This window comes from Sphingobacteriaceae bacterium (assembly GCA_016715905.1).
Lineage (GTDB): Bacteria > Bacteroidota > Bacteroidia > B-17B0 > Aurantibacillaceae > Aurantibacillus.
Genome location: JADJXI010000004.1, coordinates 758,031 through 780,398 on the forward strand (window position 1 = coordinate 758,031; position 22,368 = coordinate 780,398).

Sequence of the window (22,368 nt, forward strand, 5' to 3'; positions counted from 1 at the left end):
ATTTTAATTTATTAAAATTTTAATTGTTTTCAGCTGACCATCTTCTTTAATATGCAGAAAATATAATCCGGATTTCAAATCTTTATGATCACTGATTATCGTTAATTGCTTACTTTCTTCAAGCGACTCCGGATATATTGTACTTACTTTTTTACCCAAAACATCATACAATTCAACATTTAGAACAACCGGTTTTACAAAATCAAATTCGATGTATATTTTTCCATTTGATGGATTAGGGTAGATTTTATAATTTTTCTCGGCTATCACTTTTTCATTTATACCAACAAATATTGCAGGATGAATTTTAGCGGAATCCACAATAAAATCTAAATCAAAAAACTGATCATTTCCGGTTAACACAACTTTATGGTATGTACCATTAGTGTCTAATCCCGGAATATCAACCAACACAAAATAAGATTCTCCGGCTATATTATTTGGTAATCCGGATAAAGTATAAGAACCGTTTGGCAATGTTCTATCTTGCGCACCAATATTTCCTCCGGGATTTCTTCCTCCTTTAACACTTATTCCTTTAATCGGTTGTCCGGGTACTGTTATTCCGGCTCCTTTCTGTCCATATTTCAATCCCTCTACAATTTTACCGCTCAATATCCCATTTCCAACGCCAAAATTTGTCAATTCTTTCACGTCCACATTTACTAGGTCAGAAGTAGCGCAACTATGATAAAAAATATTGGCGTCCTTCCATCCTGTTTTATTAGGAGCATAGGTTGTAATTAAAGTATTAGAAGTTGGATTAGCCTGAATAATATAACTGCCTTCAGGAACGGCTAAAAAATTATAGGCGCCTCCGCTTAAATTTTGTTTTACTACTGTATCAAACTTGGTGAATTGAGATTCATATTTAAATAAAACTACTTGGCCATTTACCGGAACAGGCGTTACTGTATTACTGGTTACCGTACCTGAAATATTTGTGAGTGGATTTACCGTTACAGTTCCACTAAAACATGCACCTCCTGAAGGAACACAACCTCCATCACCTTTAACAAAATAAGAAGTGGTTACTGTTGGGCTAACTACTAATAATGTTCCGGTGTTAACTAATGTACCACCGCAGGTACCGGTGTACCATGACCAATTGGGAGCATCATTTAATTGTCCGATAAGTGAAAAGGTTACACTAGCACCTTGGCAAATATTATTACCGGACTGAAAAAACGAAGACAAAGCCGGTAAATTACAATTTGAATACTTAGCCATAAAAAAATCAACGGCTCCAAAATTATTTACCGTACTTGTTGAAGGCCCCGGATCCATGTCCATAGTTTTGGAATGATTTCCTGCTAAATAAACATCCGTACCATTTAGATGAATGTATGATGGATAACTATTCGGATTAGAATCACTGCTACCTAAAACATAAACATTACTCACATTTGCATTGGATAAATCATAACTACCCATAAAAATATCAATGCCCGGCAAAGCAATGGCACTAACCGTGTAACTTCCGCCATTCAAATCAAAATTAACTACATTACCAAAACTACCTGTAACAAAAAATCTATTATTTCCGTTAATTGCCAAAGCATTTGGAGTAACATCCACTCCTGTAAAAGCAGAACCGGTTAACTTACCCCAAATTCCGGTTCCGGTACCTCCGGTTAGTAATCCCAAAAACATATCATTAAAAGTTGATAAACCTACTTTTAATATATTATTTACAACCGGCCCCGGATCGTTATCAAAAGTTAAACTCTTTACAGCGCCAGATACAAGCACATCCCCATTATTAGTGAATTTTACACTGGAACCAAAATCAAAATCCGGACCTCCATAAGAACCTGCCCATAAAAATGCACCTGACGCATCGTACTTGGCTACAAAAATATCTTCTGCTCCTGCAGAAACAATTGTATTGGTACCTACGCCCGGATTTACATCTACTGTATAATCAAATCTTCCTGTAATAGCTACTTCACCGGTTGCGTTCACATCCACTGCGTAAGCATGATCGTATCCAGCCCCACCAATACTAAATGACCAAATATGATTTCCTAGATTATCTAATTTCAACACAAAGGCACTTTCAAAACCATTATTTGTTAATGTACTTACGCCAATAATATCCGGATCAAAATCACAATTCATATTGAAATAACCAACTATATGTACACTTCCACTTGGCGTTACTTTCATTGCTATTGGGTCTACATTGGTTGACAATTGTCCAACTTTTTTATGCCATTGGTAATCGCCATTACTGTTTAACTTCACAATAAACATATCACTTTGATCAGCTGTTACTGTTTGTGTTCCGGGTCCGGGATCAAAATCAAGTCCTCCGCCCTGAAAATAACCGGTAACATAAACATTTCCTGTTGCATCAATTCCTATAGCTTGACCAGCTGCATTAGCCGTTCCTGTAAAAGTTTTAACCCAAACCAATGCCCCATTGCTTGTGTATTTTGCCACATACGGTTTAAACACCAAACTCTCAATTGCATTTCCAATTCCGGGATCAAAATCAACATTTCCATTGATAACCCCGGTAATAAATGTATTACCTGTAGCATCCGTTACGGCTGCATTTAAATAATCATTTCCACCACTACTTCCAAAACCATTTGACCAGGTATGTGTGAAGTTTATCTGAGCATTAATTAAGGTACTTAATAATAATGCTACTAGAACAGATATTTTATTTTTCATAATTTATTATTTAACAATAGATATACGTTTTACATACTCCTTGGAATCTATTTTAACTTTTAAAAGATAAATTCCATTTGAAAGTTTAGATTGATCGCTGATAACGGTAATATTTCGGCTTGATTCAAATGAAACCGGATAGGGTTCTCCAATTTTTTTACCCATGATGTCAAATAACTCAATGCTTAAAAATGAGGGTTTTTCCAATTCACACTCCACATAAATTTTACCATTAGAAGGATTAGGATAAATTTTAAAATTTTTCTCTGAAATTAAATTTTCATTTGCCCCCACAAAAATAGCGGGATAAATTTTTACAGAATCTACAACAAAATCTAAATCAAAAAATTGATTGTTACCGTCGGTAACTATTTTATGATATGCGTTTGCTGTATCTAATCCCTGAATATCAACAAAAACAAAATAAGATTCACCGGCTATATTATTTGGTAAACCGGCTAATGTGTACGAACCGTTAGGTAAGGTTCTGTCTTGGGCTCCAATATTTCCTCCCGGATTTCTTCCTCCTTTCACACTTATTCCTTTTATAGGTTGCCCCGGAACAGAAATCTCCAATCCTTTTTGTCCGTATTTTGTTCCCTCCACAATTTTTCCCGATAGAATACCCGGACCGGCACCAAAATTGAATAATTCTTTTACATCAATATTCTGAATATCATTGCTGATACAACCATGATTAATTATTATGGCATCTTTCCATCCCATTTGATTGGGCGCGTAAGTTGGAATTAATGTATTAGCATTTGGAATAGCTTGCAATATATAACTGGCGGCAGGAACAGAAGTTAAATTGAAAGCGCCACCTACTCCAATGTTTTGTTTTACAATAGTATCAAACTTGGTTAAGTTAGGTTCGTACTTAAATAATAATACTTGCCCTGCCACTGGAACAGCACTTATTGTATTTGAGGTTACATTTCCTCCAATATTGGTATTTGGGTTTACCGTTATGCTTGTTTGTTGGCAAGCCCCGCCCGGAGGAACACAACCACCATTACCTTTCACAAAATAAATTGTGGTTGTTGTTGGATTTAAACTCACACTTGCTCCTGTAGCCACTAATGAGCCTGTACAAGAACCGGTAAACCACGACCAATTTGGAGCATCATTTAAGGTTCCACTGGTTACAGATAAGGTTACAGTATTTCCTATACAAATTGGTGCTGAACCCGAGAGCCCTGTTAGATTTGGTAAAGTACAAAACGTATATTTAGAAATAAAAAAATCAGTTAAACCTTCAAGACCTAAAGAAGGGCTTGCAATACCCGGATCCATATCCATGGTGTTTGTGTTTACCCCCATTAAATAAAGGGTGTCATTTCTTATCGATAAATTCTCGCAATTATTTCCATTCTGATCGCCACCACCCAAATTAAAACCGAAAACAAGATCGGCGTTTGCGTCTTTATATTTAGCCACAAAAATATCGCTGTTAGAATTCGTTATTGCACTCAATGTGGTTGTTCCGGGATTCAAATCTATATCCATAACACCACTAAACCTTCCACCGATAAAAATATTATTTTGCGAATCAATTTTCAAAGCGCTTGCCATGGCTTCATTTTGCCCAAGAGCACCTGCGGTTTTTCCCCAAATTAAACTTCCATTTGTTCCATTTAATTTAGAAAGTAAAATGGATAAATATCCCGGATCACCTATTTTAACCTGAGGAGTAACAGGAAGCATTGGATTTATATCAAAGGTTCCGCTGCTAACAACAGAAGACAATACAATATCACCTGCATTATTATATCTCACTCTTCCGCCAACATCATTTAAGTCTCCACCCATAGAACCACCCCATAAAAATGTTCCTCCATTATCAAATTTTGAAATAAAAATATCATCTCCGCCGTTTGTGATCACATCATTATTACCAGCACCCGGATCCAAATCAACTGTAAACTGCATTTGACCGGTAACAGCAACTTCACCGGAAGCATTTATATCAACACCAAAAGCTCTATCATTACCCAATCCTCCAAAACCATGTGCCCAAACAAAATTACCTGAAGTATTATATTTAGCAATAAAAGCATCTACTCCTCCAACGGTTGTTAATGTTGCGGTGCCGGGTCCGAAACTAAAAAAATTATTGAATTCACCACCTAAACAGATTTCTCCAGACGGTGTAACACGAATACCATAAGGAGTCAATACTGCATTTGACTCACCAAAATGAACTACCCATTGGTAATTACCCGCAGCATCATACTTTGCCAAAAAAACATCATTGTAAATTGCTGTTAAAGTGCTTTGAGATGGGCCAAAATCAAAATCTGCATCGCCCAATTCAAATTTACCTAATACATAAATGTTATTAGATGCATCAACATCAATTCCAAATACTTTATTACTTGCACTACCTTCAAAATTTCCGGCCCAAAGCAGAGCCCCGGAAGGACTGTATTTGGCAATGAATCCGCCAACATATCCGGTAAAGGAAGTTACCCCGCCAATGCTAGGATCCAAATCGAGATCTCCGTCCAAATAGCCTCCAACAATAGTATTACCCTGGCCATCAACAATACCACCTCTTAATTCCTGATCAACATCGGACGCCCCAAAATTATGAGACCAATGATAGTTAATACTGGTTTGTGCATTAAAACTTAGTGAGAATAGTATACCAAAAGATAAGAATAAATTTTTCATTATTTTTTATAAAATTAGAGTGAAAAGATACAAAATAAATCGTTATAGATTTATAAGAAAATTGAATAAATTATTAAGATTTCACAATCCTTTTAACAATACAAAAGCCGCCCAATAAGCCGGATGGGGATATTTGAGCTTACACGCATTTTGTGCAACGATAAATGAATTTTCTATACTATTTGATTTTGCAAATTGTTGGTAAAAGGTAGTCATTAAAAATTTAGTTGCTTCATCATCAACCGGCCATAAACTCATAATTATATTTTTAGCACCTGCAATTGCAAAAGAGCGCTGTAAGCCGGCAACACCCTGACTACCCATATTATCACCTAATCCGGTTTGACATGCGGATAATACTACCAATTCGGTTTCATGCAAATCCAGTAATAATGCATCATAAGCTGTTAAAATACCATCATTTTCTGTATTAGAATTAACGCTATCGGCGCTAGAAGGAATAGCTCCTGCCAATATTATTCCTGATCTTAAATAACTATTTTCTTTAAGTCGACTCCTTTCAAATCCAAGAAAAAACGGATCTGTGCTTTCAATATTCTTCAAATAAAATCCATGAGTAGCTATATGCAAAATGCGCGGAGAATTTATTTCTCTCAAGTTTTTTTCACTGGCATTTTCATTCAGGTAACTTTTTACACTCCATCCTGCACTTTGAAGTATTTGTCCAATTTCGTTCACTTCAATTTTGGTACCGGGGAGTTTTGATAATTCCGTTAAACCATATCTTTTGGCTATTGCTAATGGCTGCTCAATTGTGGGAACTGACGGTGTATTAAAATTATACTCATAATCCGGATAACCGAATAATTGCGCCGATTTATGGGTTGAAATTAAACTCGAAGTGTTTTGGATTATTCCGGCCAAATTAGGCATGGATAGAACTTGGTATTTATCAAAAATAAATTTATGTTGGTTCGCTATAAACAAACCATTCAAATTAATTTTTTGATAAACTCCATCCGCAGAAACATATAGTTTTTGAATTCCTTTAAGATTTTTGTCGATTTTTTCGAAATAAACAGAATAAGATAGTGAATCGATTAATTCATTTTCAATGGCCTGAGTATACAATTGAAATTTTGTATTTTCCAGTTCATTTCCGTTATTAAAAACAAACAATTCCGGTTGTAGTTTATTTTTATGAATTAAAATAGCACCATATTTTGCTTGATAAGTAGTATCGCTAACCCATTCAGTAGTTTTAAAAATTTCCACCAAAGCTTCATCTTTACTTAAATGCTTCTGAAGCTGTTCCATATCAACATGCTCCACTTCAAAAATAGCTCCAACATTTTGTTTAAGATACGTTTCCATTTGTGAAACTTTTTTCACTAATTCATTTTCCAAACTATCATTCTGTCCGCTTTTATTTAAATTGATCAATTGGTTCTTCACTATTTTCCAGTCATCATACACACTTTTTAGTTCCTGATTATTACTTTTCGATATTTGTTTCTGTAATCCAGATGCATTTTTTCCTAATAACGATTTAATAAGCAATTGATTTTTTAAAACTTGTTTAATTAAAGCATTAATATTTTTTTGGGGATGACTCAGTTTATAATTTAACACAAACAAATTATAACTCTGAAAAACGGACTCAAATAAAGATAAATAATGAGCTTGATTTTCTTCACTCATCGCACAAAAATAAGTATCAATTTTTTTTATGTAATACTGAATGCTTTCATTGTATAAGCTAGTGGCTTCTTCAAAACGGCCGGTTGTTGCTAAAATTTCAGCCAAACCAAATTGAGCGCGAACGTAAAGCTCGTGACTTAAGCCAAAATTCTTTTTCGCTAATTGCCCGGCTTCCATTAAAGATTTTTCAGCAAGTTTATAGTCGGCTAAGCGCACATGCATTGACGACAAAGAAATTAAAAAGTTAATATAGCGGTAATGATCTTTTCCAACACTATTTTCTGTTATGGCCAGTGCCTTTATTTTATTTTCTTTCGCCAATTTATATTCGCCAGTAACAAAGTTTAAAGAAGAAATATTATTTATACAATTTCCGTAAAATTGATGTTGAGTTCCCACTGTTCTTTCATAAACCAATAAAGCGTGATTTAAACGTCTTAATGCTTCATCATAAAAGCCGGCATCAAAATAAATCAAACCCAAATTATTTAATGTATTAGCATATACTTTAGAGTTTGTATCTAAATATGTCTTTCTTATAGTTAACGATTTTAAAAGAATTTCAGAAGCATAGCCATACCTTCCTAGTTCTCTATATAAATCTCCTTTGTTGTTTAGCGTAACACAATAATCGTTTGTGTTATTGTGATTGGCCTTATCATATAATAAGAGAGCGGAATCAAAAGATTCTTCGGCTTCTTTTATTTCACCATTCATTTTATAACATAAACCCATGTTATTTACAATAGAGCCTAATATTGGAAGTTGATTTAAACGATAAGTATAAAATTCCTCTTTTGCTTTTTTAAACAAAATTATGGCCGAATTACAATCGCCGGCTTCGCGATAAACATCACCTAAATTGCTGTAACTTTCAATGTAAGCTGCGGTATCCTTTAATTCTAAAAAAATTTTATTCTCTAGCAATGGTTTTAAAATTTCAATGCTTTTTTGATATTCACCCAAATATTGATAAATGTCAGCCAGATTATTATTTAGATGAGCATATTCTAAACTTTTTTCTCCATCCAATGTTTTATAATAATAAATTAAGGCTTCTACTCCCGGTTTTGCCTCTGCATACTTCCCTTGAAACATTAAAACCTGCAAATATTCAAAATAGATTTGTGAATATTCTCTGTTAGATTCACCTAATATAACGGCTAATGTGCTCAAAGAACCCAAATAATATTTTTCTGCCTCAATATAATTTCCCGTTAATCTATAATAATCTCCGAAACGATAAACAACAATGTGTTTGAGTGTTGTATCATTTGCTTGTGTGGAATAATGATAGGAATATTTTAAGGCTTCTAAAGCCGAATTCTGGTCTTTTACATTTAATAAAGCATAAGCATAAGAACTATAAAAATGAGTGGCCTCATTTGCAAAATCAGCAAATTTCTTTTCGTATTTCTTTTCAAATTCTTCGTATACGGCTATTGGGAGATTTTCTTTTTCCATTTTTTTGGAAAAATCACTCCACGCTTTCCCGAAATCCTGTGCTTTGGTATAAATACCTGTACAAAGAAAAAAGATTAAAAATAATTGTACTTTCACTCATTAAAATTAAGCAATTAGAATGAGAAAAATATATCATTTAGGCAGTTGTTCCACCAATCAGCGAATAATTAAAGAATTAGATCTGACGAATAAGAATTTTGAATTTCAGGAAATAAAAACGGAAAAAATTACTGCCAAACAACTTCAAGAAATGAAAGAATTAAGTGGAAGCTATGAAGCATTATTTAGCCGCGTTGCCCTCAAATACAAAACACTTAATCCTAAACCTGCTACGGAAAATGAGTACAAAAAACTGATTTTAGAAGAATATACTTTTTTAAAGAGGCCGGTAATTTTATTGGATAAAAAAATATTTATCGGAAATTCAAAAAGTACTTTAGCAGACTTACAAAAGTATCTGTTATAAAAAAACCTCCAATTAAAAATTGGAGGTTTAAGTTTTAATCTTCTAAATCTAAATCCAGAGGCTCTTCATTCATCTTTCCTTTTCTGTTTTTCATTTTCGCTTTTCTTTTCTCCATTTTCTCCTTTTTAATAGCCTCATGCTTTACTTTCTGCTCATCCGTTAATAATGAATTTACAGCTTCATCAAACTTTTTATTATTGGCTCTAACATCTGCATGTATCTGTTTTCGTTCATCAGGCGTTGTGGAGCCTTTTAATTTGACGCGATGTGGGTCATTCCCTTTTATTCTTTCCAAACAGGCTGCTTCCCATTTTGTTTTTTGATCGGCGGTTAATCCCAATTTTTTTTCGGCGTGATTTGCACCCGCTTTAGCCCTTTCTTCGGGCGTTTTGTTTTTCATTTCTTTGCCGGGTTTTACACTGGAATCTGTTTCCTGAGCTAAAGAAGTTGTTCCGGTTAAAGTCAGAACTGCGATTGCTAAAATTAATTTTTTCATAGTTTGTGTTTATTTGATTTGACTGTAGGAAAACGACATAGTTTAATCCTTAACAATTTTTTTGATTTCTTCAATGCCATTGTGTTTCAATTTCACAAAATACACACCATTGGGTAGTTCGCTTGTAGAAATGGCAAGCTCCCGTTCATTTGTATTTTTATCTTGTAAAACTTTTTGACCTAAGACATTAGAAATGGATACGGTTATATCAATTTCATCCGGATTAGAAATATTAATAAAAGCTGATGCCGGATTAGGATATATACGGATATTATCCATTACGATTATTTGATTATTCACCGATGCCGGAGGCGCCGGAGCCAGCTTTCTGATCAATAAATCATCAAAATAAAAACCATCTTTATTTACAGAAGGATCTGTTTGAAATTGAAATCTCAAACGAATACTTTGACCAATGTAGGCACTCAAGTCAAAATCTTCCATCACCCATTCATTTTGAATGCCATCGTAAATAGGATTTGTACCTCCAAAGGTTACCGGTGGAGTTTCATATTTTCCACATAAAGGACTCCAACTCGTTCCATTATTTGTACTGATAAATATTTGTGCGTCATCGCCGGCTTTTTCCATCTCGAAACGCGTGAAAAATTGCAAATGTGCATAAATAGCATTGGTAATAGCAATGTTGGATGCAGTGGTAATTGTTTTTAATTGATTGCCTGAATAATTTCCGGCCGGACTTTCGGTAATACTAGAGGGAGCCGAATTAAATTTGGTAGTACTTAAACCCCAAGTTCCTGTTGTTGTGAAATTTGTTACAGTACTGTTACCTGGGTCGTATAATAAAGTAATGGGGTTACCATAAACTTTACTAATCGTATCATGATAAATATAATCCCCATTATTAATTTCCAGTTTATATTTGATAACTTGGCCGGGAGACAATAAGAAATTTGCGGTATAGGAAATAGAATCGAGCACTTCCTGATTTAAATTTAAACTCGGATAAATTTTTGGTGCACCAACCGCGCTTAACTCTGTCCCAATTGGATTTATACTTACCGTAAAACTACCGGTTCCCAAACCTAATCGCTTGATTCTGTATTTTAAATATCCGCTGTTTGATAAAAATTTATCTTGTTTATCGAGTACCCTTGCATATTTACCGGATAATTTAGCCAGGTTATAATTTTGAGTAAAAGTTGCTTTGCAAATATCTAAAATACGAGAAGAGGCAGGCCAAAATCCATCAGCGGCAGATCCGGCTTCAGGAGTCATGGCTAATATTTTTGGTTTAGTACCTTGTTCTCCATACATCCAATCGTCACTAGAGCCGTTTGTTACATAATTTACAGTTTGATCGGCTGTGCCATATAAAAATCTGCTATCCTGCGTTAATAAAACTCCCCAATTCACATAGGTAGCGCTATCAGGTGTATATAATCCTAGTTGATAACCCCAAGGATAAATTAATAAATTACCATAAGTATGCGCATTCAAAGCGTTTACAAAAGTTCTGGTATTACAAAAATTACGAATGGCCTGTGTTTCGGGTTCGCTAAATGCCGAAGGGCCTCTGTATGTATCACTAGTAGATGTTGGTGATGAGCCTGAATTATCAAATCCCCAATTATATCCATAATTTCTGTTTAAATCCACACCAAAACTTCCTCCTCCATTTGTTCTCCTGTTTTTACGCCACATACCCCCACCGTTAGGACTAATAGTTTGATTATACACATAACCATCCGGATTCACTACAGGAATAAAATATAACTCTGTACCATCCAAGGTTGCTTTAATATCCGGATTAGTTGCATAATTTTCTAACAAATACCACATATAAAAAATTAATTGAGATACACTAGCCGCTTCGCGAGCATGATGAAGCGAAGTATATAACACTTCCGGTTCTGCTTCGTCTGTATTCGGATTATCGCTGATTTTTACTTGCCAAATAGTTCTTCCCTGGTGAGACAATGGACTCAATGGTTGTTTAACAGTTATCAGATTTGGATACAATAAAACCATACTATCTAAAATCTGAACAACTTCATTAAACGTAAAATACCCGCCCATAGATCCTAAATGAAAATAAGTAGGTTTTTGTAAATTGGACTTATTGCAATCTTGCGGGGCCAAAATTTTATTCATTACATCCTGTTTGTTTCTCTCTACATAATAATTAGTCACATCTTCAATTAAAATTGAATGCTTAATATTATTTTGTTTAAGAATATTTACTTCTAATTCACTAATCTCAGCAATCAGTCCTCCTTCTCCTTTTTCGGAATGATCAATAGTTATTCCCAACGAAATTAATTTTTGAGCCAGTTGTTCATCTCCTTGCATTAACACACGATGATATTTGGCGATTTGTGCTGAAGCGTTTATTGAAACGATAATCACAAAAAATAATACAATTTTTTTCATTTATATTTTCATTTTTAAATTATTAAACACAAAAGTCCACATATCAGTAAACTCATCAATTTGTTTATTAGTTGGTTTACCGGAACCATGCCCTGCATTTACATCAATGCGAATAAGTATTGGATTGGTACTTGTATTTTTATTTTGCATAGTTGCAGCAAATTTGAAGGAATGTGCCGGCACCACCCGATCATCATGATCTCCGGTTAAAATAAGTGTAGCCGGATACTTTACTTTTTTGATATTATGTAAAGGAGAATACTTGATCAGACATTCAAATTCACTTTTATTTTCGCTACAGCCATAATCAACTGTCCATGCGCTACCGATGGTAAACTGATGAAAGCGCAACATATCTAAAACGCCAACTGTGGGTATTGCTGTATTGCATATATCCGGACGTTGAGTCATAACCGCACCGATTAAGAGCCCTCCATTACTTCTGCCGTGGATAGCTAATTTTTGATAGGAAGTGTATTTATTTTTTACCAGATAATCGCAGGCTGCAATAAAATCATCAAACACATTTTGCTTGTTACATTTTGTGCCGGATTTATGCCATTCCTCTCCAAACTCTCCTCCACCTCTTAAGTTAGGCACGCAATAAATTCCTCCCGCTTCTATAAATACAGCTCGGTCAATTCTAAATTCGGGAGCCAAAGAAATATTAAATCCGCCATACCCAAAAACAAAGCAGGGTGTATTTTCATCTTTAATCAATCCTTTTTTGGAAGTAATAAACATTGGGATTTTTGTGCCATCTTTTGATTCAAAAAAAACTTGTTCGGTAGTATAATTTCCGGAATCGAATTTAATATCAGGATTGAAAATCATTTTACTACTCCATCTTTTTGCATCCAATAAATAAATTTGTTCGGGAGATGTAAATTTTACTGTGCCATAAGTTGCAAACTCATCATTTTTAGAAGAATGAAAATCAGTTAAACGACAAACTCCGTCTAAAGGAATTTCCTTTTCAAGATTTCCTTCTATGGAATAACAATATAATTTAGAAGTGACATTTTCGAGATAATTAACTAAAATTTTATGATTGCAAAAATGCACACCTTCCAACAAATGTTTGGATTCAGGAATGATGGTATTCCATTGATCAAAATCCGGAGTGTCTAATGTGAAGGTTACCAGTTTATAGTTTGGAGAACCATGATTAGTTCTCATATAAAAAACTTTACCGATATTATCTACAATCCTTCCTTCTGAATTAAAATCATTTTCAATAACTACAAATTTTGCATTCTCCTGATTAGCTTCCTTCACGGCTATCATATGTCCGCTGGTGCTTTCACTCGTATAAAGTGTAATGTATTTTTCATCGTCACTTACATCCACCGAGAAATTGTAATTAGGGTGCTCTTTATCCTCATGAATCAATAAGTCAGTAGTTTGATCTGTACCAACTTTATGGTAATATACTTTATGGAATTGATTTTTTTGTGACATTACGCTACCGTCGGGCTCATCGTATCTGCTATAATATATTCCATCCCCTTTCCAACTCATACCACTAAACTTTACCCATTTTATTATTTCCGGCAATTCTTTTTTGGTAGCGATTTCTTTAAAATGAATTTCAACCCAATCGCTTCCGGCTTTAGAAATACCATAGGCCAGATATTTACCATCTTTTGAAACGGAAGTTCCGTTTAAGGATATCGTTCCATCCTTGGATAATTCGTTTGGATCGAGTAAAATTTCACCCTCATCCTCCATTGTTTTTTTTATGTATAGTACATTTTGATTCTGAAGGCCGTTATTTTTAGTACAGAAAAAATGATTTCCTTTTTTGTAGGGTGCTGATTGTTTTGAAAAATTCCAAAGTTCGGTTAATCTTTTTTTAATTGTTGCTCTCCCCTTTTGTTGTTCAAGGAATTTTTCGGTAACCACGTTCTGAGCTTTTACCCAATCTTCTGTTGCTTTACTTCGGTCATCTTCCAACCAACGATATGGATCCTCAATTTTGGTCCCGAAATAATTATCGCTAACCTTTTCTTCAACGGATTTAGGATATGTAACAGTATTTTGGCCAAAAGCGTTTGCTAATGAAAAATTGAGCAGAAGTATAGACACGAATTTCGCAGACATTATTAAAAGGACTTTGTTAATATAAAAATAAGCAAAATAGATTAGCCATTTACATGGCCCTTAATTTTGTATTAAGATTTATTAATATGAGTAAAAGCTTAAAAAGCTTAACATTAGTCTCCATCATTTTAATTATTCTCTTTGCAAAAGAGAATCTACATGCTCAACCCCCCTTATTTAAGACGCCTGCATATGTTCATTATTTTGCTGAAATAGCTGTTCAACAAATGGTGGAACATAAAATTCCCGCCAGTGTCACGTTGGCTCAAGCCATTTGCGAGAGTAATTGCGGTACAAGTGTCCTCGCAAAAAGAGGAAATAATCATTTCGGAATAAAATGTCATGTTGGATGGCAGGGCGATACCATTTTAAAAACGGATGATGAGATAAATGAATGTTTCCGTAGTTATGCTTCAGCTAGAGAATCTTACAATGATCATAGTTTGTTTTTGAAAAATCGACCGCGTTATTCTTTTCTATTTAACATTGCTATAAATGATTATAAAGCTTGGTGTAACGGCTTAAAGCAAGCCGGCTATGCCACTTTTAACGGATACGCAGAGGAATTAATCCGATTAATTGAAGAGAACAAACTTTTTGAGATTGACGGGTACGAGTATTTGCCTTTCAAAGCATTTAAATTTGAACAAAGAAAAATTGAAGTTAAACAATTAGAGAATACATTAACTAAAGAGATAAAGACCGAAAACTTGGAATGGTTTCTTCAAAAACCTATGCCCATTAGACCTATAGAAAACAGATTGTTAAGCCGTGAAAAAAGAAACGATAAACCGGTTAAAATAAAAATAGGGGTTCCGAATGAACTAGATATTGTTGAATTAATGGATGGACCCCATAATGTGCAATAATTTATCTACCTGACTTTGCCACAATCTTTTTGCAGACTCTCTTTCTGAAACGCTATCACCGAAATCTGTAATGATTAATGAAATATCATTCGTTAAATCGTCGCGTTGAATACGAAATTCAAAATAACTACCGTCCGTTTTTTCAACCCATTGAAAACGTACAATGTGATTTTCAACTGTTTTTAATAAGCGGGCTTGTTGTAATTGGCCGTCCCAGATAAAGGTGTAAATTCCATTACGGATATTTACATCATCACAAAACCATTCGCTTAATCCGCTAGGTGTTGAAAGAAATTCGTACAACATTTCCGGAGAAGAGCGAACTACAAATTCTTGTTCAAACTTTCCGGCAGGTTCTTTTTCCACTTTAACGGCATATGAATCGCTTTGTTTTATTGGATTAGTAATAGAACTGGAAATGGAAGCAATTTTTGAAGCAGATAATGGTTTGATTTCAGTTTTAGGTATGGTGTTTGAAATTGCTAAAACCTCATTAGATTGAATTTTTTCTTCTTGTTTTTTAGTTTCCTTTATCGGTTCAATATCAAAATGATCATCCGAATCTTTTGATTTTATGATTTTTTTGGGCGCTTCTTTAACTATTTTTTTAGGTTCGGCAACTTTTACAGCGGTTGGAATACTCTTAGTTGAAGTAACATTCTTTATCTTTTCAACTTTTTTAGGTGCAATTACTTTTGCAGGCTTTTTATCCTTAGCAATTGCAACCGGTTTTTTTGGGCTTGCTTTTTTGGCAACAACCTTTTTTACTTTTATTGCTTTTTTGGGTGAAGGCTTTTTCTTAGCTGAAGGCTTAGCTTTAGCAGCAATTTTTTTTGCAGGCGCTTTTTTTGCCGGTTTTGCAGTTTTCTTGCTTGCCTTTGTCTTTACCGCCTTTTTTGTATTGCTCTTTTTTGCAGACGAAGCTTTGCTTTTTTTCGACATAATCCCAAATTTTTATGAAAAATATAAATTTTCAGTTACAAAACAAATTATATTATCAACGAAAAAAAGAAGTTAATTCTATATTATTGATTTTCAACTATTTAAATAGTTTTATTTTAAGTTAGACTTTTAATAAATAAAGTATAAAGAGGATACAGATGAGATTTCGTAATAATCAAGGCCCGGGCCCATTTAATGCTAGTTTTTCTACTGCTTTTTTTTATTGTGAGTGCTAAAAACTTAGATTTAGATGGAATTTGAATCTTTTAATATTGTTATATTTGCAACCCTTAAGAAAAAAACCACAAAATGGCGGGGTAGCTCAGGTGGTTAGAGCGCAGGATTCATAACCCTGAGGTCGGGGGTTCAACTCCCCCCTCCGCTACTAAATAAAAACGATAGGTTATTTTACTTTCGCGAACCTAAAATTTGTATTAAGAAAATCTAATATCCGAAATTCGGAGTCATTAGAATAAATGGAAATAAAAAAACTAAACGCTGCCGAAAAATTAATCAATTGGTTTCACCAAAAAACCAATGAAAAGCAGTTTCTTATTTTTGCAAGTATACTTGTTGGAATTAGTTCAGGTTTAGCGGCTGTTGTTTTAAAACTTTTCGTTCATTTTATCCGAAAGTATTTTATTGAAGAAAATATTTTCAAATTTTCATTTAATTACCTGCATTTAATTCTCCCGTTTGTAGGTATTGGTTTAACCTTACTTATTTTAAAATATTTATTTAAATGGCCCTTGCAAAGAGGAAATACTCCTATAGTATATGCCATTGCTAAAAAAAGCAGCTTTTTGCCATTTCATCAAATGTATACCCATATTGTAACTAGTGGACTAACGGTTGGCTTTGGTGGGTCGGCCGGATTAGAGTCGCCGATAGTTAGCACGGGGTCTGCCATAGGATCTAACTTTGCCAGAACTTATAAATTAACATATAAGGAGAGGACACTTTTACTTGCAGCAGGTGCAGCGGGTGGAATTGCCGGAGCATTTAACGCTCCTATTGCAGGTTTACTATTTGCGCTAGAAGTTTTATTGGTAGATGTTAGCATTAGTGCGTTCATTCCACTCTTAATTGCTTCGGCTTCCGGTGCTTTAATTTCCAAAATTATTTTAAATGAAAGCAGCAACTTGCTATTTTTTAAACTTCAACAGCCCTTTGACTATCACAATTTGCATTTATACATTGTATTGGGATTATTAGCCGGTGTTGTTTCTTTATATTACGTGAATGTTTTTGATAAAGTTGAAACTCAATTTGCTAAAATAAAATCCGGTGTTGCCCGTTGGTTCATAGGAGGTTGTTGCCTTGCACTCTTATATGCACTCTTTCCTACTTTATTTGGTGAAGGTTACGAAAGTATAAAATCTTTGGCTGAACTGAACACCGCAGAATTAATCAAAAATAGTTTATTGCAAAATTATGTTTCTAATAACTGGCAAGTATTATTATTTATTACCCTAACCCTTTTGCTAAAAGTTTTTGCAACCGGAATTACTTTGGGTATTGGAGGCAACGGAGGTAATTTTGCTCCCTCCCTTTTTCTTGGCGCTTATTTAGGATTTATATTTTCTTTCTTTCTTAAACTAATTGGTATTGAAAATATTCCGGTAAGTAATTTTACAATTGTAGCCATGGCCGGAATTTTAACCGGAATTTTTCATGCACCGCTTACAGGAATATTTTTAATTGCTGAAATTGCCGGCGGTTATGAACTTATTATTCCGTTAATGATTGTTTCAGCTATCAGCTATGCCATTGTAAAATACTTTCATCCGGAATCGTTGGATATTCGCAGATTAAAAGCAAAAGGCACTGTGGTTTCAGAAAATAAAGACACCAGTATATTGGGTAAAATTGAAATTAACAGCATGATTGAAAAAGACTTTTCTCCAGTACATTTTAAATCCAATTTACGTGATGTGGTGGAAATCATTAAGCACTCCAAACGAAATACATTTCCAGTGGTAAAAAAGAATAATAAACTCTTAGGCATTATTTATCTGGATCATATTCGGGAAGAAATGTTTAATGCAGAATTATATGACAAATTATCGGCCCGCGAATTAATGCGTAAACCCGGTGAAGTAATAGAAGTGAATGAAGATATTTTCTCTATTATGAAAAAATTTGAAGAGTCGGGACATTGGAATTTACCGGTTGTAAAAGACGGAATCTATCTTGGATTTCTTTCAAAATCAAGTATCCTGAATAAATACCGACACGAATTACTGGAATCCGTATAACTTCAAATTAAATTCTAATAATAAACAGATCTTCTTACCTCGCTGATGTGTTTACTGAAACGGATTACCTGACGAGTATAACCATATTCATTATCATACCAAACATAAAGCACAATCGATTTTCCATCCGGAGCTATAATTGTATTTTGACTATCGAAAACACTCGCACAAGGATTTCCGATTACATCCGTACTTACTAATTCATTACTAAAGGCAAATTGTATTTGTTCAACCAAACTTCCTTCCAACGCATAACGTTTCATGATTTCATTCACTTCATCCTTGGTCACTTTTTTATTGATATTTAAGTTTAAGATAGCCAAACTTACATTAGGCGTTGGAACACGTACAGAATTGGCAGTAAATTTCCCACTTAAATGAGGTAATACTTTTTTTAGCGCACTTTCAGCGCCGGTTTCGGTGATTACCATATTCAAAGCGGCTGATCGCCCACGACGATATTTTTTATGATAATTATCCAATAAATTCTGGTCGTTTGTATATGAATGCACCGTTTCAATATGTCCTTTCTCTATACCCAATTCTTTATCAATTACAAAAAGTACCGGCATAATTGCATTAGTAGTACAACTTGCCGCTGAAAAAATATTTTCTTTTTTCAAATCAACTGTATCCTGGTTGATACCATGTACCACATTAGGTACATCCCCTTTAGCCGGAGCAGTTAATAAAACTTTTGCTGTTCCCTTGGCTTTCAAGTGACGGCTCAAAGCCTCTCGATCTCTAAAAACACCGGTATTATCAATCACTAAAGCATCTTTAATGCCATATTTCGTATAATCCACATCTTCCGGATTGTTGGCATGAATCATATGCACGGTATGTCCGTTAATGATTAAAGCTTTATTATCTACATCTTCGATTACTGTCCCCGGAAAAGGTCCGTGAACTGAGTCTGTTCTTAATAAATCTGCTCTTTTAATTATCTCTTCACTACTGTTACCCCTGGTTACTATGGCTCGTAAACGCAATTGTTCACCTTTTCCGGCCATTTGTACTAATTCACGGGCAGCTAATCTTCCAATTCTTCCAAAACCGTATAACACCACATCTTTGGGCACTAAAGTTTTGGCAGTACCTATTAATCCTTTTAATTTATTATTAATAAAATCTCCTTGTGTTTTGAAATTGTCTTTTTCCTGATGCCATTCAAAAGCCAGTTTTCCTATATCAATTCGGCTTGGACCTACTCCTGAATTTAATATTTCATTAGCCAATGCCACTGTATCAAAAACCGTTATTGGTTTTTTTACAATTTTCTTAGCATACAAATGCAGGTTCATAATTTCACTAGCACTTCTGTCCACCAATTGATTTCTGAATAATATTAATTCAATTGATTTTTCAAACCAAAGCTTACCAACTGCACTAATTAAATCAATGGCGGCCTTTTCATGATTAACCCATTCATTCAACTGAGTTTGATAATCGGAATGTACTTTTTCTAGAGATACCATAAAGGGAAAAATTTAATATTTGCGCAAAGGTAGTAAAAGGGTAAAAACAGCAAATTGAATGTTGAAAAACTATCCGATATTTGTTTAAAATAAGTGATGTTTAATCCTTCACTTCTTCAAAATCCACATATTCACCCTCTTGTTGGGTACTTTTTCGAAAAGCATGCTGCTTATTTGCCTGATTATGGCTAGTTTGAGTAACTGTAGCTTTATTTGAGTTAGAACTTTGATTAGAATTACGCGGACTTTTGAATATTTCAATTAGTTTGTAAATCACCCAAACTGCAATTATGGTCCATATCACATCTCTCATTTGCACACAAATTTAATCAAAAAACAACATTCCATTTTGATTTTTCATTGCACTTCTTATCTTTATGCCAATAAATGTGAATTCCGCATTAAAAATTTATTCTCGTTGAATAAACTTGGATTCCGTTAAAACTTTATATGAGAAAAATTAGCTTATTGTTCCTTTTTGTTTTTGCCTCTTGGTATTGTCACGCACAAAAACTTTCCGTAGAAGACGAGCACTCCTTTCACAAATACTTTAAAATAGATGAATTACCGCGCTTGTTGGTTAATGAGTTGAACAGATTCAGAATAAGCAAAGGTTTGGATACCGTTGAGGTAAATGAGATGATGGATTACGCAGCCGAAATGAGTGCCTATAAAATGGGGAATTCAGGGAAAGATAAAGTTGATTCTAAAAACACACAAAAATTTCTAAAAAAAGCCGGAGCTACCAAAAGAGGAGAAGAAATTGCAATGAAAGCCAATGTATTTAAAGGAAGAGACGATTACCCAACAGCCGATATTGCTAAAGTTATTTATACCAAATGGGAAAATAATAAAAAGAATTTGGAAGTGCTGCTTAATCCAAAGTACACCTTAGTTGGAATAAAGGCGCAATTTGATCATGATGAGAAAAAAGTATTTGTAAGTGCTATTTTTGGCGGATATGATATTTTAAATAACGGCGTAACGCATAAAAAAGAACTAGCCGTTAAATACAATACAAAATCTAAAAAATTGAAACTACCCGAAGCCAGAAAGTGTAAAAATTGTGATCGCTGGAGAAACTATGATATATTACAGCAAGGCGCTTATGTGAATAATGGAAAAGTGTATTTAAAATACCACAATTCTAAAGAATTAAGAAGATTAATTAAAAAATCTACCGATGGTATTGCCTTTGATATTGTGCAACGTGAACAGTATATGAAACCGGATTATAATATAGTTGACAATAATTTATTGAACAAAGGAGTAATGGGTAAAGTAATTTACCGCGACCAATTATTTAAAAAGAACTTACTCATTAACCCAAAAGATAAAAAAAGTAAAAAGATTAAGGCCATAGAAGTTGAGTTGGGAAAATTCAATAAGAAAATAAAAGAGCCATACGAAATCAATTTACTTATTGTGCAAGATAAACGAGTATGCAGAACGCTAACCAGAGGATTTACTGAAAACGGCAAAATTGAAAGTAACACACCCATTGGGTTATTGCCGGTGAATGGAACTTCGGGATTAAAACCTCCTTTTCTTCCCAAATCAGAAAGTTCTATCATTAATTTCCTGATTCCTTTTGAAAAAAATAAATTCGAATTTAAAGATACCGATATACAACCCTTTATTAACGCATTAAATGAACCTGATTTTATTATTGATGGGTTGTACATTTATGCCTATTCATCTATAGAAGGTGATTCAGTTGCAAATGCAAAATTGCAAAGAAAAAGAGCAGAAAGTGTTCTAAACGTGTTACAAGCCAAACAACAAAATAAAATTCAACCCAGTATTGAAACAAGAGACAGTTGGGGATTATTTTTATTAGAAAACGAAGACGGAGAGTATAAATACTTAGTTGAAATGGGTAAAAAACAAGCCATAGCAAAAATAAATTCCGATAAAAAATTACAGGATAAATTAGAACCCATTTTAGCTAAAGAACGATTTGCGCAAATCATTATGGATGTTACCTATGATGTTAAAGGTGACAAAGAAATTAAATTCAGTAAAGTAAGTTTCGACAGAGCACTAAAAGCCGGCAATTATCCCCAAACTTATAAAATTTTGGAATACATTGGCAAATGTGTAAAGGATAAAAAATATCCGGCCACCTTGTATGATAGTTTAGTAATAGAAGATAAAGCGATAAATGCGGCATTATTAAATAATAAAGTTTATTACAAATATTTAAGTAATAATGATGTTGATGAAGAGGATGAGGCCACTTTTAATAAACTACTTACTTACGAACCGGCAAATCCGGTATTTCAATACAATAAAATATTCTGTCAGATTAAACTCGATAGTAATGCCGGTAAACCTGAGCATCAAACTAAAATACAACAAACTATTGATGGATTTTATGGCAAATTAGATTCAAATTTGGTTAACGGATTAAATATAGAGTGGCAATTTAAAATAATGGAGAGTGTTGATACTTCAGATAATGCTGACCAGATAATTGAGAATTGTATCACTCGTATTAAATCTTTTTACAATATTAAAGACGCGAGTTGGCAAAATGCATTGAAACTCTCTTATGTTTTTTCTCGCGCAAAAGATTTTAAATATGCCGCAACGGTTTTAGAACCTTATATTGACAAACCCGATGTACAAGAAAATTTAGTGTTTATGTATATCGCCAGTGCCAGCCGTATGCCCGAAAAATATTATTCAAGAACATTTGCTCGGGCACTGGAAATTGCTAAAAACCTCAACAAAGAAAGATATTGCAAATTATTCGGAGAACCGTTTATGACTTTCCAGGTACTTGAAAATGTGGATGTGAAGCGAGTATATAATGCCAGCTGTCGCTAATTTTCTTTTACCCTAAATATTAATTTATAGTTGAACGCACCAAGGC

13 protein-coding genes and 1 tRNA gene are annotated in these 22,368 nt (G+C 34.1%); 5 read left to right on the top strand and 9 right to left on the bottom strand.

The window, feature by feature from the left end:
- Positions 1-3: 3 nt before the first annotated feature.
- From IPM51_07620 to IPM51_07630, 3 genes are all read right to left on the bottom strand, one after another.
- Positions 4-2,682 (bottom strand): T9SS type A sorting domain-containing protein, encoded by a 2,679-nt coding sequence (locus IPM51_07620; protein MBK9284177.1) that lies wholly within the window; start codon positions 2,680-2,682, stop codon positions 4-6.
- A gap of 6 nt (positions 2,683-2,688) precedes the next feature.
- On the bottom strand, positions 2,689-5,358 hold the full coding sequence (locus IPM51_07625; protein ID MBK9284178.1) for a T9SS type A sorting domain-containing protein: 2,670 nt from the start codon (positions 5,356-5,358) through the stop codon (positions 2,689-2,691).
- A gap of 81 nt (positions 5,359-5,439) precedes the next feature.
- Positions 5,440-8,580, bottom strand: a complete 3,141-nt coding sequence (locus IPM51_07630; protein ID MBK9284179.1) for a CHAT domain-containing protein — start codon at positions 8,578-8,580, stop codon at positions 5,440-5,442.
- 22 nt (positions 8,581-8,602) lie between these two features.
- Between IPM51_07630 and IPM51_07635 the strand changes: the two genes are divergently transcribed.
- A complete protein-coding gene (locus IPM51_07635; protein ID MBK9284180.1) occupies positions 8,603-8,950 on the top strand; it encodes a hypothetical protein in 348 nt (115 codons plus the stop codon).
- Positions 8,951-8,984: 34 nt separating this feature from the next.
- On the opposite strand, the gene IPM51_07640 is transcribed toward IPM51_07635, so the two are convergent.
- From IPM51_07640 to IPM51_07650, 3 genes are read right to left on the bottom strand one after another with little or no spacing between them, the layout of a single operon-like run.
- The gene (locus IPM51_07640; GenBank protein ID MBK9284181.1) at positions 8,985-9,446 is read right to left on the bottom strand and encodes a hypothetical protein; all 462 of its coding nucleotides are present in this window, start codon (positions 9,444-9,446) and stop codon (positions 8,985-8,987) included.
- Positions 9,447-9,488: 42 nt separating this feature from the next.
- A complete protein-coding gene (locus IPM51_07645) occupies positions 9,489-11,840 on the bottom strand; it encodes an immune inhibitor A (protein ID MBK9284182.1) in 2,352 nt (783 codons plus the stop codon).
- Positions 11,841-13,943 carry a S9 family peptidase gene (locus tag IPM51_07650; GenBank protein MBK9284183.1) on the bottom strand — a complete coding sequence of 701 codons (2,103 nt, stop codon included), beginning with the start codon at positions 13,941-13,943 and terminating at the stop codon, positions 11,841-11,843. It abuts the gene before it with no gap.
- Positions 13,944-14,029: 86 nt separating this feature from the next.
- Between IPM51_07650 and IPM51_07655 the strand changes: the two genes are divergently transcribed.
- Entirely contained in the window at positions 14,030-14,812 is a 783-nt protein-coding gene (locus IPM51_07655) for a glucosaminidase domain-containing protein (GenBank protein MBK9284184.1), read from the top strand.
- Here IPM51_07655 and IPM51_07660 read toward each other — a convergent pair.
- Positions 14,783-15,118 carry an SRPBCC domain-containing protein gene (locus tag IPM51_07660; protein ID MBK9284185.1) on the bottom strand — a complete coding sequence of 112 codons (336 nt, stop codon included), beginning with the start codon at positions 15,116-15,118 and terminating at the stop codon, positions 14,783-14,785. The genes IPM51_07655 and IPM51_07660 overlap by 30 nt on opposite strands.
- A 947-nt stretch (positions 15,119-16,065) precedes the next feature.
- Between IPM51_07660 and IPM51_07665 the strand changes: the two genes are divergently transcribed.
- Together IPM51_07665 and IPM51_07670 are read left to right on the top strand one after the other, a co-directional pair.
- Positions 16,066-16,139: transfer RNA gene (locus IPM51_07665), tRNA-Met, on the top strand.
- Positions 16,140-16,230: 91 nt separating this feature from the next.
- The gene (locus IPM51_07670; GenBank protein MBK9284186.1) at positions 16,231-18,012 is read left to right on the top strand and encodes a chloride channel protein; all 1,782 of its coding nucleotides are present in this window, start codon (positions 16,231-16,233) and stop codon (positions 18,010-18,012) included.
- 14 nt (positions 18,013-18,026) lie between these two features.
- Here the strand turns inward: IPM51_07670 and IPM51_07675 are convergent, their stop codons facing one another.
- Both IPM51_07675 and IPM51_07680 read right to left on the bottom strand, forming a co-directional pair.
- Complete coding sequence (locus IPM51_07675) at positions 18,027-19,490, bottom strand: glyceraldehyde-3-phosphate dehydrogenase (GenBank protein ID MBK9284187.1); 1,464 nt, start codon at positions 19,488-19,490, stop codon at positions 18,027-18,029.
- A gap of 100 nt (positions 19,491-19,590) precedes the next feature.
- Positions 19,591-19,803 (bottom strand): hypothetical protein, encoded by a 213-nt coding sequence (locus IPM51_07680; GenBank protein ID MBK9284188.1) that lies wholly within the window; start codon positions 19,801-19,803, stop codon positions 19,591-19,593.
- A gap of 137 nt (positions 19,804-19,940) precedes the next feature.
- Here IPM51_07680 and IPM51_07685 point away from each other — a divergent pair, with 137 nt between their 5' ends.
- Positions 19,941-22,322 carry a hypothetical protein gene (locus IPM51_07685; GenBank protein ID MBK9284189.1) on the top strand — a complete coding sequence of 794 codons (2,382 nt, stop codon included), beginning with the start codon at positions 19,941-19,943 and terminating at the stop codon, positions 22,320-22,322.
- The last annotated feature ends 46 nt before the right edge of the window (positions 22,323-22,368 follow it).

Bases quoted from the DNA above. Each gene is read 5' to 3' on its own strand.
- IPM51_07620 (MBK9284177.1), bottom strand. From the start codon at position 2,682: ATGAAAAATAAAATATCTGTTCTAGTAGCATTATTATTAAGTACCTTA.
- IPM51_07625 (MBK9284178.1), bottom strand. From the start codon at position 5,358: ATGAAAAATTTATTCTTATCTTTTGGTATACTATTCTCACTAAGTTTT.
- IPM51_07635 (MBK9284180.1), top strand. From the start codon at position 8,603: ATGAGAAAAATATATCATTTAGGCAGTTGTTCCACCAATCAGCGAATA.
- IPM51_07640 (MBK9284181.1), bottom strand. From the start codon at position 9,446: ATGAAAAAATTAATTTTAGCAATCGCAGTTCTGACTTTAACCGGAACA.
- IPM51_07645 (MBK9284182.1), bottom strand. From the start codon at position 11,840: ATGAAAAAAATTGTATTATTTTTTGTGATTATCGTTTCAATAAACGCT.
- IPM51_07650 (MBK9284183.1), bottom strand. From the start codon at position 13,943: ATGTCTGCGAAATTCGTGTCTATACTTCTGCTCAATTTTTCATTAGCA.
- IPM51_07655 (MBK9284184.1), top strand. From the start codon at position 14,030: ATGAGTAAAAGCTTAAAAAGCTTAACATTAGTCTCCATCATTTTAATT.
- IPM51_07660 (MBK9284185.1), bottom strand. From the start codon at position 15,118: ATGTTGTACGAATTTCTTTCAACACCTAGCGGATTAAGCGAATGGTTT.
- IPM51_07670 (MBK9284186.1), top strand. From the start codon at position 16,231: ATGGAAATAAAAAAACTAAACGCTGCCGAAAAATTAATCAATTGGTTT.
- IPM51_07675 (MBK9284187.1), bottom strand. From the start codon at position 19,490: ATGGTATCTCTAGAAAAAGTACATTCCGATTATCAAACTCAGTTGAAT.
- IPM51_07680 (MBK9284188.1), bottom strand. From the start codon at position 19,803: ATGAGAGATGTGATATGGACCATAATTGCAGTTTGGGTGATTTACAAA.
- IPM51_07685 (MBK9284189.1), top strand. From the start codon at position 19,941: ATGAGAAAAATTAGCTTATTGTTCCTTTTTGTTTTTGCCTCTTGGTAT.